This is a genomic window from Streptomyces sp. SAI-135, assembly GCF_029893805.1.
Classification (GTDB): domain Bacteria; phylum Actinomycetota; class Actinomycetes; order Streptomycetales; family Streptomycetaceae; genus Streptomyces.
In genome coordinates, this window is sequence record NZ_JARXYP010000001.1 from 156,615 (window position 1) to 169,630 (window position 13,016).

General features: G+C 63.8%; 9 protein-coding genes and 3 pseudogenes. 8 read left to right on the top strand and 4 right to left on the bottom strand.

The window, feature by feature from the left end:
• Nucleotides 1-78: 78 nt before the first annotated feature.
• A pseudogene (locus M2163_RS46540) lies at nucleotides 79-312 on the top strand (transposase); the annotation flags it as partial.
• A gap of 66 nt (nucleotides 313-378) precedes the next feature.
• Here the strand turns inward: M2163_RS46540 and M2163_RS00850 are convergent.
• A pseudogene (locus tag M2163_RS00850) lies at nucleotides 379-624 on the bottom strand (transposase); the annotation flags it as partial.
• Nucleotides 625-726: 102 nt separating this feature from the next.
• Here M2163_RS00850 and M2163_RS00855 point away from each other — a divergent pair.
• Entirely contained in the window at nucleotides 727-1,446 is a 720-nt protein-coding gene (locus M2163_RS00855) for an FCD domain-containing protein (protein ID WP_280855005.1), read from the top strand.
• Nucleotides 1,447-1,514: 68 nt separating this feature from the next.
• Here the strand turns inward: M2163_RS00855 and M2163_RS00860 are convergent, their stop codons facing one another.
• Nucleotides 1,515-2,879 carry an aminotransferase class V-fold PLP-dependent enzyme gene (locus tag M2163_RS00860; protein WP_280892869.1) on the bottom strand — a complete coding sequence of 455 codons (1,365 nt, stop codon included), beginning with the start codon at nucleotides 2,877-2,879 and terminating at the stop codon, nucleotides 1,515-1,517.
• A gap of 587 nt (nucleotides 2,880-3,466) precedes the next feature.
• Between M2163_RS00860 and M2163_RS00865 the strand changes: the two are divergent.
• The 6 genes and pseudogenes from M2163_RS00865 to M2163_RS00890 all read left to right on the top strand — a co-directional run bounded on the left by M2163_RS00865 (nucleotide 3,467) and on the right by M2163_RS00890 (nucleotide 10,378).
• A pseudogene (locus tag M2163_RS00865) lies at nucleotides 3,467-4,929 on the top strand (ABC transporter substrate-binding protein).
• 47 nt (nucleotides 4,930-4,976) lie between these two features.
• Entirely contained in the window at nucleotides 4,977-5,981 is a 1,005-nt protein-coding gene (locus M2163_RS00870; RefSeq protein WP_280892870.1) for an ABC transporter permease, read from the top strand.
• Nucleotides 5,978-6,892 (top strand): ABC transporter permease, encoded by a 915-nt coding sequence (locus M2163_RS00875; protein WP_280892871.1) that lies wholly within the window; start codon nucleotides 5,978-5,980, stop codon nucleotides 6,890-6,892. The genes M2163_RS00870 and M2163_RS00875 overlap by 4 nt, the downstream gene beginning before the upstream one ends.
• Nucleotides 6,893-6,920: 28 nt before the next feature.
• Nucleotides 6,921-8,330: a M20/M25/M40 family metallo-hydrolase gene (locus M2163_RS00880; protein ID WP_280892872.1), complete on the top strand. Its 1,410-nt coding sequence runs from the start codon at nucleotides 6,921-6,923 to the stop codon at nucleotides 8,328-8,330.
• 3 nt (nucleotides 8,331-8,333) lie between these two features.
• Nucleotides 8,334-9,353 carry an ABC transporter ATP-binding protein gene (locus M2163_RS00885; protein ID WP_280892873.1) on the top strand — a complete coding sequence of 340 codons (1,020 nt, stop codon included), beginning with the start codon at nucleotides 8,334-8,336 and terminating at the stop codon, nucleotides 9,351-9,353.
• Complete coding sequence (locus tag M2163_RS00890; RefSeq protein ID WP_280892874.1) at nucleotides 9,350-10,378, top strand: dipeptide ABC transporter ATP-binding protein; 1,029 nt, start codon at nucleotides 9,350-9,352, stop codon at nucleotides 10,376-10,378. Before M2163_RS00885 ends, M2163_RS00890 begins: the two co-directional genes overlap by 4 nt.
• Before the next feature lie 613 nt (nucleotides 10,379-10,991).
• On the opposite strand, the gene M2163_RS00895 is transcribed toward M2163_RS00890, so the two are convergent.
• Together M2163_RS00895 and M2163_RS00900 are read right to left on the bottom strand one after the other, a co-directional pair.
• Nucleotides 10,992-12,416, bottom strand: a complete 1,425-nt coding sequence (locus tag M2163_RS00895) for a DUF692 family multinuclear iron-containing protein (protein ID WP_280854997.1) — start codon at nucleotides 12,414-12,416, stop codon at nucleotides 10,992-10,994.
• On the bottom strand, nucleotides 12,413-12,655 hold the full coding sequence (locus M2163_RS00900) for a hypothetical protein (RefSeq protein ID WP_280854996.1): 243 nt from the start codon (nucleotides 12,653-12,655) through the stop codon (nucleotides 12,413-12,415). The genes M2163_RS00895 and M2163_RS00900 overlap by 4 nt, the downstream gene beginning before the upstream one ends.
• Nucleotides 12,656-13,016 lie beyond the last annotated feature (361 nt).

Sequence of the window (13,016 nt, forward strand, 5' to 3'; positions counted from 1 at the left end):
TGGCGTGTGACGGCGCGCTGACCGGCCGGCGCGGGTGGTGTGTCGCCGGCAGCCCTGAAAGATCACTGCTCGGGCTGCGGGCAAGCGATCGCCCCGCCGGGAAACCCGCGGTCTGGAGCACCGCCCGACAGGGTCGAACAGTGGGAACGCGACCGCCACGGGCACTCCTCCGACCGCATCACCGTCGATCACGCCATGGCCGACCACAAACGCTGGAAACAACTGACCCGCTGGACCCACCGCCGCGACCGCCTGCCCGACACCTACCACGCCATCGCCGGCCTCGTCTCCGACCGCACCATCACCGCCTGAAAACAGGCCACGAACAGGCCAAACATGCCCCACTCACTATCACGCAGCAACTCGTAAGATGGCACCTCATTTGGTGAGTCTGCGGTAGCAGATGAGAGTGCAGGCGATGCTGGCGAAGGCGAGGAAGTGGTCGGCCTTGCGTTCGTAGCGTCGGTGAAGGCGGCGGCAACCGGCGAGTCAGGCCATGGTGCGTTCCACGGTCCAGCGGTGGCGGCCCAGCCGTTGCGAGGACTCGCCCTTCTTGTGGGCGATGCGGTGGGTGATGCCGCGCTCGCGTAACCATCGCCGCAGGTGGGCGTAGTCGTATCCCTTGCCGGGTGGAGTCCGCGTGGGTTGGGGTCCGACCTGCGATTGACCTTTGGCCTCAGAGGCGGGAACCTTGGCCCTACTGGTATGACCAATAGGAGGAAATGCATGGGAGGGACGAGCTCCCCGGGGCGGCGGCGCAAACCGGAGATCGTGGTCGAGGCGTTGCTGGAACGGATGAAGTCGGGCGCCCTGCCGATCGGGTCGAGGCTTCCGTCCGAGCGCGACCTCGCAGTCGATCACGGGGTGAGCCGGAACGCCGTGCGCGAAGCCCTGGCGGTGTTGCAGCTGAGCGGCCATGTCGAGACGCGTCTGGGCGACGGAAGCTATGTGGTCGAGCCCTCGCCGGTCGAGGAGCGAGCCGGCAACAGCCTTGTCGCCGGCACCGGCATCGCCGAGTCGTTGCAGGCCCGCGAGGCATTGGAGCTGGCAAGCGCGCTCATGGCCATGCGGAAGGCGACACGTTCGGACCTGCTGAAGGTGGACGCGATCATCGCCGAGATGGAAGAGCATCTGGAACACGACGACTTCGAGGCGTACCTGCGCGCGACGCTTGACCTCCACATGGCCATCGCCGCCGCCTCTCGCACTCCCCTGCTGGTCAAACTGGTGACTGAGTTGACGGAGAAGCACCGCGCGGACCAATGGGTGTTGCACGCGAGGTACACGCCGGAGATCGGGGCCTACTCCCTGGACGTCCACCGCGCACTGGCACAGGCGATCCGGAACAAGGACATTGCCGCCATCTACGAGGCGACCTGCCGGCACTATGAGGAATACCCCGTCCTGAAAGCCGACGCGCGCAGCAAGGATGCCCAGGGCCGATGACCGCCGAGTGCGGCTGCTGACCATACGGGGCCGGGGCATCCGGTGCCGCTCACGCCGAACCGGAGCGCTCAGACTGTGCCGTGCAGTTTTCTGCCCCGGCGCAGGAGGTCGACGAAACGATCCACGTCGTCGGTGGTGTTGTACAGGCCGAACGAGACGCGGATACCGTCACGGACCGGGGAAAGCCGTACGTTCTCGGTGGTGAACAACTCTGGCCAGAACGGGCCGGGAAGATCCAGCACGTAGATGTGTGAGCGGTGCTCCCGTTCAACAGGGCCGACCAGTGGGATGTCCAGCCCGTCGAGACCGGCGAGAAGGTGATCACCCAGGCTCAGGACATGGCTTTCGATGCGGTCGATGCCGACGCTCTCGATCAGGGCGAGTGATGCGCCCAGACCGTGGATGGCGGCAAGGTTGAAGTTGCCGATCTCGAACCGCTGAGCGCCGGGGCGCAGTTGCACGGGTTCGGGGCCGGCGACCAGACTGGTGCGGGAGTTGGCCACGCCGGCTAGCGCCACATAGGTCGGCGGCAATCGCTCGGCGTCGTGCGGGGTGTAGAGGAAGCCGAGTCCCTGCGGCACGAGGAGACCCTTGTGGCATCCGGAAGCCAGTGCCGACACACCCAGCGCGCGGGCGTCGACGGCCAGGACCCCCACGGACTGCATCGCGTCGACGACCACTTCGATGCCGTGCTGCCGGGCCAGGGCGGTGACGGCGGCCACGTCGTTGCGCTGCCCGCTGTGGAACATCACGTGTGAGATCGCGATGGCACGTGTACGTTCGTCGATGTATGGGGCGAATGAGTCCGCGTCGGCCCACTTCTTGTCCTGGGGTACGAGCCGGACCTCCAACCCGTGCGGACGCTGACTGAGCCAGGCGTAGGCGTTGTTGGGGTGTTCGCCTTCCAGGAGCAGTACGTTGTCGCCGGGCTCCCACCGCACACCGTGCGCGGCCACGTTCAGGCCCTCCGATGTGTTCTTGGTGAAGGCGATGTCATGAGCGTCCACGCCCAGGAATCGGGCGAGCTGATCCCGGACCTCCTCCACCCGGTTCAGCCAGCCCTGTTTGGGGCCCGCGGTGTGCAGGGCCTGGTCGTAGAAGGCGTCCAGAGTCGCGCGCACCGACGTTGGGAGGGGTGTCTGGTGTGCCGCGTCGAGATAGAGAAGATTCTCGGCGGCTGGAAACTGTTCCCGAATGCCGCTGTCGGCTAGGACGCTCACGAAGTGTTCCCCTTCTGTGGAGCGAAGTCGGCGTGATCGCGGGCGGCTGCGACAAGCAGCCGGACCTGCGCGCTCGGCCGCCGCCTCATACGTCTTTCCACTGTTCGGTGACGGCAAAGATGCTCGCTGGGGCATCCCCTTGGCTTGCTGGCGAGCGACAATATTGGTTCTACCGGTCGAGCCGATTTTGCATCCGGTGATGACGGCGGTCAAGGGTGCGGGCGTAGAGCTCATAGCCGCAGCGCACTCGCTGGAGACAGGACGCCGCGAGCTGTCCCTGCTCACACGCATGTCCGCCGTCCGATCGGGGCCTCGGTGCACTGACCCCGCGGAAGTCCCGCCCAGGCTCTTGACCTGTCATGGCGCCACCCCAATACTGTCCCCACCGGTCCTACCAGTGCCAGGGTGGGATGTTCAAGCCCGAGCCCGCGGCGCGGCGAAGTATGTCGTTCACTCGCAGTGCGTCCTCGGGTCGCGCCGGGCAGAGGCGGCTGAACTTCCGCGGGCTCTCACCTCACCGGCACTGACAGACGGTGAAGCCGGAGCACCGGTCAACGAGAATGGAGGCGCGTGACATGAGCGATCCTCGACGCATCGACAGCGGTCTGTCCCGACGTACGTTCGTCCGGCTGACCGGTGCGAGCGCTCTCGGTGCGGGACTTCTCGATACGGCCGGTTGCGCGGGCGAAGAGACGATCGGCGGAGGGCACGGCGGCGATGTCCTGACCCTGGGGCGAGCCGGCCCCACCGTCACACTCGACCCGGTCCACTCGAGCGAGCGTGAGTCCGGCAAGGTGTGCATGCAGATCTTCGACACTCTCATCGGGTTCGCACCGGGGACCACGGAGCTGGTCGGGGCGCTCGCTGTCGAGGTACCCCGTCCCGAGCGTAGTGGGAAGCAGTACACGTTCCGCCTGCGCAGAGGTGTGATGTTCCACGACGGAACGCCCTTCGACGCCGGGGCGGTGGTGTTCAACTTCGACCGTTGGAAAAACAGCGAAAGCCCGTACCACAAGGGTGGCGGACAGCAGAGCTCACAGTTTTCCCTCTATCAGGCCAAGTTCGGCGGATTCGACGATAAGTCGATCATCGACCGGGTCGAGGCAGTGGACCCCCACACCGTCAGGTTTCATCTCAAGCGGGTCAGTGTCGATTTCCTCAAGAACGTCGCGATCTATCCCTTCAGCATTTCCTCACCCACCGCTCTGAAGAACGACGTCGAAAACTTTTGGCAGAAACCGGTCGGTACTGGACCGTTCAAGTTCGTGTCCTGGACGCGTGGTTCCGCCATCACCCTGGCGCGCAACACGGATTGGTGGGGCACCGATGTGCCAGTCGCGGAAGGCGGTGGCGGGCCGTGGGTGGAGCAGTTGGTCTTCCAGGACATTCCCCAGAGACATCACGGGTCGCGGCCCTGTTCGGCGGAGACATCTCCGGAGCGGACGGGCTCAATCCTGACGACGTGCCGGCCCTGCGCAAGATGAGAAGGGTGGACCCCGTCCTCGGACCGCCGCTCAACATCGGTTACCTGGCGATGAACTGCCAGAAGAAGCCGTTCACCGACGTACGGGTACGGCGGGCCGTGGCCCACGCGATCAACATGCCGGAGATCGTGAAGACCTTTTTCGGTCCGACAGCGAAACTCGCTTCGAATCCGATGCCGCCGACGGTGCCCTACTTCGCGCGGGATGTCGAACCCTATGCCCATGACCCGGACCGGGCGAGAAGTCTGCTTCGTGCAGCGGGTCTTGACCAGGGATTCGAGGTCGACCTGTGGTACATGCCGGTTCCGCGGCCTTACATGCCCAACGGTAAGTACGTGGCGCAGGCGATGCAGCAGGACTTGGCGCGGGTGGGCATCAAGGTGAACCTGGTGACCCGCGAGTGGGCGAGCTATGTGGCGGCTGTGACCAGCGGTGAGCACGGCATGTGCCAGATGGGCTGGAACGGTGACACCGGTGACCCGGGAGAGTTCATGAACATCCAGCTCAACAGCGCGCATGCCACGAAGACGAACGCCCAGAACTTCGCTTACTACAAGAATCCCGAGATGGACAGGTTGCTCGATCAGGCCCTGTCGACTGTCGACAGGGACACACAGAGAAGTCTCTACCGCCGGGCGCAGATGATTTTCCACCGTGACGTACCGTGGGCGCCCATTGCCTATGCCGGCTCGGTGTTCGGAATGCGTGAGAACGTGGAAGGCTTTGCACCCTCGCCAATCGGTGACCGGTACAACAATGTCAAACTCGCAGCGGGATAACCGGTAGCCGCTCGATCAATCGACCCTCGCGCGAGAGGAGTTTCGACGTGACCACGTATCTCATCAAGCGATGTTTGCAGGTTTTTCCGGTACTCTTTGGTGTTTCACTCATCGCCTTCTGGATGATACATGCCATTCCGGGTGATCCGGCTCAGATCCTTCTCGGGCAGACGGCATCACCTGATCAAGTCGCTCGGCTCCGGGCAAGCATGGGGCTGGACCAGTCGCTCTTCGTACAGTACGGCGACTTTCTGAGCCATGCCGTGCGGGGTGATTTCGGAGTTTCCATCGCGGCCGGTCGCCCAGTCGTCACAGAGTTGCTGGAAAGGCTGCCGGCCACGCTGGAACTCACCGCGTGCGCGATGATCGTGGCCATCGTCGTCGGTGTCCCAGTCGGCGTGATATCCGCGGTGCGGAAATACTCGCTTCTGGACAGGGTTCTTTCCGGCGTCACCCTGGCCGGGGTCAGTATGCCGATCTTCTGGCTGGCCATGATCCTCATTGTCTTCTTCGCGGCCGACCTCGATCTGCTGCCGTTTCCCGGCAGGCTGTCCGGGAACCAATCGATCACCTCGTACACCGGCCTTGTGCTCGTCGACTCACTCGTCATGGGGAACCTGAGCGCCTTCTGGGACGGTCTGCTGCATCTGGTGATGCCCGCTGTCGCGCTGGCGGCATTTCCCGCTGCCGTCATCATGCGTATGACCAGGTCGAGCATGCTCGAAGTGCTGGACGAGGACTACGTCAGGACCGCACGGGCCAAGGGTGTGCTCCCATGGCGGGTCGTCCTCAAGCACGCGATGCGCAACGCGATGCTGCCCACGCTCACCGTGATGGGTATGCAGACCGGACTCCTGATGGGCGGCGCGATGATCGCCGAGACGATCTTCTCCTGGCCCGGCGTGGGCCAGCTCACGTACCAGGCGATCTCCGGACGGGACTACCCGGTGATCCAAGCGGTCGTGCTGTACGGCGCTGCTCTCATGGTGTTCGTCAACCTCTTCGTGGATGCCCTGTACGCCGTACTCGACCCGCGGGTGAGGTACCAATGACGACCCTGCCGACGGAAATCGGCCGGCAACTGCCCGGCGCCAGCGGCGAGACCGTGCCTCCCAGAGACGCCCCAAGCTTCCTCCGCGCGTTCATGAGCAACCGGCTCGCGGTAGCTGGGCTGATCGTGCTGGCTCTCTTCGTGCTCGCCGCGATACTCGCGCCGCTGGTCGCACCGTACGACCCACAGGCCCAGCACCTCGCCCAGAGGTTCGCCGGTCCCGGCAGGGCACACCTGCTGGGACAGGACGAGCTCGGCCGGGACGTGCTCTCCCGCATCATCCACGGGGCCCGGATCTCGCTCACCGCCGGACTCGCCGCGGTGGCGTTCGCCGGCGTGCTCGGCGCCCTGGTCGGACTGACCGCGGGCTATCTGAAGGGCTGGGCCGACTCGCTGCTGATGCGCCTCATGGACGTCCTGCTCGCGTTCCCCAGCATCCTCCTCGCCATCGTCATCGTGACGGTCCTCGGCCAGAGTCTGGTGAACGCGATGCTGGCCATTGGTATCGTCAACAAACCCCAGATGGCGCGGGTCGTGCGCTCCGCGGTGATCGCCGTCCGGGAGCGTGAGTTCGTCGAGGCCGCGCGGGCCGTGGGCGCTTCCAGACGACGCATCCTGTTCACGACCATCCTGCCCAACACCGTGGCGCCTCTGATCGTGCAGGCAACGCTGACCCTCGCCACGGCGATCCTCGACGTGGCGGCACTATCCTTCCTCGGTCTTGGCGCACAAGCTCCGACGCCGGAGTGGGGAGCGATGATCACCGACGCGTTCCGCTCCGGATTCGGCGTCTTCATCACGGGACAGCACGCGATTCTCTTCCCCGGCCTCGCCATCGCCCTCACCGTTCTCGCGGTCAACTTCATTGGCGACGGACTGCGGGACGCCTTCGATCCGCGACGACAGGGCTGACGGGCCCCACATGACAGGGAGCGGCACGATGAACAAGGGGCAGGGAGACGATCCCGTCGCACTGCGCGACGTCTTGGCACACGTAGCGAAGCGGCAACAGGAGTACGTCAACAGGCTGATCGACTACGTGTCGCGGCCGAGTATCAGCGCGTCGGGGGAAGGCGTCCTCGACGTCGCCTGCTACATCCGCGACCGCATGCGTGACATGGGCCTCGAGACCGAACTGATCCCCACGGCCGGGGCACCGATGGTGTTGGGACAGTGGTCGGGCTCCGACGGACCGACCTTGCTGCTCTACGGCCACTACGACGTGCAGCCTGCTGATATCGCGGACGGCTGGGTCTCGGATCCCTTCAAACCCGTCGTCCGGGACGGGCGGATCTACGGACGCGGCACCGCTGACAACAAGGGCCAGCACCTCGCGCAATTGCTCGCCATCGAGGCGTACCTCTCCTGCCATGAGCGCCTGCCGTGCAACGTCAAAGTGCTGCTCGACGGCGAGGAGGAGATCGGCAGCCCGCAGATGCCGGCCGTCGTCGCGGAGCACGGCAACCTGTTGCGGGCCGACCTGGTGGTGATCAGCGACGGACCGGTGGACCCCAGCGGCCGACCGATGATCTCACTGGGCGTACGCGGCGCCCTGGGCTTCGAACTCCGCGCCACCGGCGCCAACGCTGAACTGCACTCCGGGCATTGGGGCGGGGTCGCACCAGACCCGATGTGGAACCTGGTGCAATTGCTTGCCACGATGAAGGACCCCAGGGGCCATGTGACGATCGACGGGTTCTACGACGAAGTGCAACCGCTCAGCCCCGCCGGGCGCGAGGCGCTGGAGCGGCTGGAGATCGATGTCTCCGTCATGAAACGCGACCTTCAGTTTGACGAGCTCGCCGAGCCACGGGAACGCGGTGTGGCCGAGCGCCGCGTCGCATGGCCTACTCTCACCATCAACGGTCTGCACGGGGGCTACGGCGGCCCCGGACTGAAGTCAGTACTGCCCCGAGAGGCCGTCGCCAAGTGCGACATCCGGCTCGTGGAAGCACAACGTGCCGACGACATCTTCGCCAAGGTACGCGCCCACGTGGAGCGGCACGCACCCCACATCGGCGTCACCCGCATGGGGGGCAGCATGGAACCATCCCGCACGCCGATCGACTCTCCCTTCGTGGAACCCGTTCGCCGTGCGATCGTCGCGGCACAGGGTCAGGAGCCGCTGCTGTGGCCCGGGATCGGTGGGAGCCTCCCCCTTTACGTCTTCACCAAGACACTCGGCGTCCCGACCATCCAGGTGCCGTGCGGAAATGCGGACCAGTCCCAGCACGGCCCGAACGAGAACCTGACCCTTGACTGGTTCATGGCCGGCATCCGTACCACGGTGATGCTGCTCGCCGAACTGGCACAGTCCGCGCAAGGCCGCGCCGACTTCGGACGGAGCTAGCCCATGGCCCTGCTCGACGTGGTCGACCTGCGTACAACCTTCACCACCCCCGCTGGTGCGGTACGAGCCGTAGACGGCGTCTCCTTCTCCGTCGAGGCGGGTGAAACCCTCGGTATCGCCGGGGAGTCCGGCTCCGGTAAGAGCGTCACAGCCCTGTCCGTCATGCGGTTGCACCCGCGCGGATCCGTCTCGCACCCGAGCGGGAGGATCGTCTTCGAAGGGCGTGACCTGTTGACCGTCCCGGAGAAAGAGATGCGCCGCATCCGGGGCAACGACATTGCCATGATCTTCCAGGACCCCATGATGAGTCTCAACCCGGTCTTCACCGTGGGAAACCAGATCATGGAGGCCGTCAGGATCCACCAGAACGTCGCAAAGGGGGCGGCGCGCGAGCGGACACTGCAGGTTCTGCGTGACGTCGGGATGCCCGACCCGGAGAGAAGAGCGGGTGAGTATCCGCATCAGATGTCCGGCGGCATGCGACAGCGAGCCATGATCGCGATGGCGCTGTCATGCGGCCCGAAAGTGCTCATCGCGGACGAACCGACCACAGCGTTGGACGTCACCATCCAGGCGCAGATCCTCGAACTCATCCAGCAACTGCAGGACAGGTACCAGACGGCCGTCGTCATCATCACCCACGATCTCGGGGTGATGGCCAAAGTCGCCGACAAGGTGCTCGTCATGTACGCCGGACGATCCGTCGAGTACGGCCCCGTCGACGCTGTGTTCCACGACACGCTGATGCCCTACTCATGGGCCCTGTTGCGCTCCGTACCGCGCCTGGACGCCATCCCGTCGGCACGGCTGCTGCCGATCGCCGGCACCCTGCCGAGTCCGCTCGCTCTGCCCCCCGGCTGCCGCTTCCATCCGCGGTGCCCCTTCGCCCAGGACCGGTGCGCGGGCACCGACCCCCTGCTGGAGGAGAAGCGCCCCGGTCACCATGCCGCCTGCCTGTTGTCGACGACGGAAATCGCCGCGGAGAAGTCCCGCGCCGAGGAGGAACTCGGGGTGAGCCTGTGAGTGAGTACCTGCTCGAAGCACGCGGCCTGAAGATGCATTTCCCGATTCACTCGGAAGTTCTTCGGCGCACACAGGGGCATGTGAAAGCGGTCGACGGAGTCGATCTGAAGGTCCGTCGGGGCGAGACACTCGCGCTGGTGGGAGAGTCCGGCTGCGGGAAGAGCACCTTGGCACGGCTACTCCTCCGGCTGCTCCAACCCACGGCCGGACAGGTCCTCTTCGAAGGGGACGACATCCTCATCTACAACGACGCTCAGATGACGCGGGCCCGCCGCGACATGCAACTGGTCTTCCAGGATCCGTACGCCTCTTTGAACCCCCGAGCGACGGTGGGGAGGATCATCGCCGAACCGCTGCGCGTCCATGGTTACGACGGTGACGTCAAAGCCCGTGTCCGGGAGCTGCTCGACATGGTGGGGCTGAGACCGGAGCACTACGACCGCTATCCGCACGAGTTCTCCGGGGGACAGCGTCAGCGCGTCGGCATCGCCCGGGCCATCGCGCTGAGGCCCAAACTGCTGATCTGCGACGAGCCAATTTCGGCATTGGACGTGTCCATCCAGGCTCAGATCGTCGGTCTGTTGCAGGACCTGCGGAGCGAACTTGATCTGACGTGTGTCTTCATTTCGCACGACCTGTCCGTGGTGAGGCACATCGCCGACCGGGTGGCGGTCATGTACCTGGGCAAAATCGTGGAGATCGCCGACCGCGCCGAGCTGTACGACGCACCACGGCACCCTTACACCGAGTCCCTCATGTCGGCCATCCCCGTCCCGGATCCGGTGAAGGAGCGACAGCGTCGCCGTATCGTCTTGACCGGCGACCTCCCCTCTCCCGCCGCCCCTCCGGCGGGCTGCGCCTTCCATCCCCGCTGCCCCAGGGCACAAACATCCTGTTCGCAGACCACACCGCAACTCGAGGGACTCGGCGGTGACCGTCACCTCGCTTCCTGCTTCTTTCCTTTGTCGACCGATGCGCGGTTCGGGGACCACACCGCGGACGGCGCGGTGCCCGGCCATCGCTGAGGAAGGGCCGGCGGTGATGGCGCCAGCCCGCGATCTGCGACGGTGCGGACTGCCAGACACCCAGAAGACGGCTGCGTACCCCCTTTGGGCCCTTGCTGGCTCAGTACCGCGGTGAGTGGGCACACTGGTGGTGGACGCTTTCGCGTACAGGTGCAGAAGGCCCCGGCAGCCCTCGCCGCCCTCCGTGTAGAACGGGAAGCGTGCAGTCACGGCCGCGACGCATCGGTGAAGGAGTCGAGGTCCCTGTTCACGTGACTGGCCGCCGCTGCCCGACCTTGGGAATCTGCACCACACGACCACTGGCCACGTCGACGCCGATACATCCGAACATGCCACTCGTCGCGATGGCGACCAGCCCCCGCTCACCCATCCCCCCGAAGTACACCGGGTGGCTCAGCCTGGTACTCGTATCCAATCAACCCGCCTGCAATACCGGTCTCCTCAAGCTCGACAGCGACCGGGGTGGGCACCTCGGGTGGGGCCTCGACCGGGATCAAGACGAACTCGGGCTTCCGCAACTGAGGCAGGGGCTGGCTCACGGGAAGATCCTCTTCCGACGGACCCCCTGGTTGTGTCATCTGAACAACCTGCGTGTATGCCGGGCTGAAAACGATCAAGGTGGAGGAATTATGACCTCGTAGGTGCCGGTCAGTTCGATCTGTGGGAGGCGTCCTTCACCAAGCACGGTGAGCAATTCAATGGGGTTGCAGCCGATTTGTACACGCTGTTCAACTCCTTCACACTGCGCCCGATGAAGCGATAACTCAAGGGCGACAGTTTCTTGCAGGTACGGAATATCGGCGGCCTGTTCCAAAAGATGATTGCCGAACGCTGCCGACTCCCGAGCGCCAAATAGTTGCGGAGGAGTGCCTCGCCAGAAAGAGGTGAGTAGATCCCTCAGTCTTTCTTCTCCACGGCTTAGTAAAACTAGCCTAAATGTGTAACGCATTGCATCAGCCACGGTGCCGGCCCTGGCTTGACCGATCACCTTGCTGATTACTTGAGTTCCAGGATCGGAGCAAATCCATGCACCCAAGGGATCAGCATCATCTCCATACAGAACAGCCCTTGCAAGGGCCAATTCCCAGTCGCGCGGATTCGGCGGGTTGTTGTCAGGCATTTTAACCATTGACGATGCATCTAATGCCGTGCATTGAATCCTCGCGGGCATGCGGATCGTTCTATCCTCCCACATTCCACGGATACGCTCTAGAGTGGTGAGTATATCCGCAATACGGGCCTGTCCGGATGTCAGGTATTCGGGGATAATTTCAAATACTATCGCATGCACGTTGGGGAGCGTCGGGATGATATCGGAAGCGAGTTCTAACAGGGCATCCGGCACCGGACCCGAATGGGCATCCATCCAGTAACCATCAACCTCTTGCCCGCCAGCCAAGTGAACTTCCCATACTCGTTCTAACGGAAGCTCATCCAGGACACCCCAAACGCTTTGCCGCCCGTTCTTTTCATTGCACCAGAGGTTATGCAAATCCACAAGAATTCCACAATCGGCCCCTTCTGCAATTGCCGCAAAGAAAGATCCGTCCGAAAGTTCCCTGGGGTGCGGCTGGAGGTAGTTAACGCCAGTCTCGAACGCGAATGGGGAGGGCAGGATGCCCTGTATGGACCGAATATTCGAAACCGCTACCTCGACGGATTCTGCGCTCTGGATCGGCGGCAGAAGAAATAGAGTGGCGCTTTCGCTGCCCTCGTTGATTACTCGATTGAAGCTTAGGTGCTCACTACACCAGGGTGACGCCAACCTGCGCACAGTCCTGGCGAATGGGAGCAGTGCCTTTGGGTCTGGGGGACATGTGCCGCCGATGGGGAAACCTACACCATGCACTAGTTTGCGCTGTGGCATAGACTCCACGAGTCGAATAAAGTCGACCGACGCGCGATAGCCTGAATCGCCGATAAACCAGGACGTTTGCGGTTCGATCTCCACCACATCGAGGAGTTCGTCGCCTGCCTTGATCAGCGATTCGAGGCCCGGCAAATAAATCACACCAACACCAAGATCGGGCAGATTCACTGCTCCAGCTGCTCTATCTGGTTAATGGTGCGAACATTTAGCCGCTCGTCAACTAGGAACTGGCGAGCCACGTCAAATCGTATGTCCCACCCTGAGCAGCAGGCTCGACATCCCAGTTGATCCAGTACTTTCCGTTGCACCTCTTGGATGGCGTCAAGGTCGTGAAAAACCTTGACGGGCACGGTCACGTTCACCACGTTTGCGCGCAGCTCCGGACGTGCGGCGTCAAACTCGCTCATCTCGTGGAGTCCCCACTTCTTTGGGTGATGATAAGAGGAGCTTGCGACGGTAGATGGGTTGGGTCAATCGGCTAGGTAAATCCAAGTGGACTGAATCTTCTACGCCAATCTCTCTGGCCGACGTCATGACATGCGCTGATTATGAGTTGCTGGCTGTCGCTCCGAGCGTGGTGGGATCAGGCTCGTCGCTGCCGCGGCCGAAGTCCGAGAGGGCACGGTCTCACGCGGAGCGGCTGAACTGAAGTCGGATCAGGCTCTGCCGTCATCCTGGTGGGGGACGCAAGAAGGCTGCGAAATACCGGCGCGGGGTTTTCAACGACGAGATGCTGACACGCTGCAAGCATCCCGGACGAGCAACCCG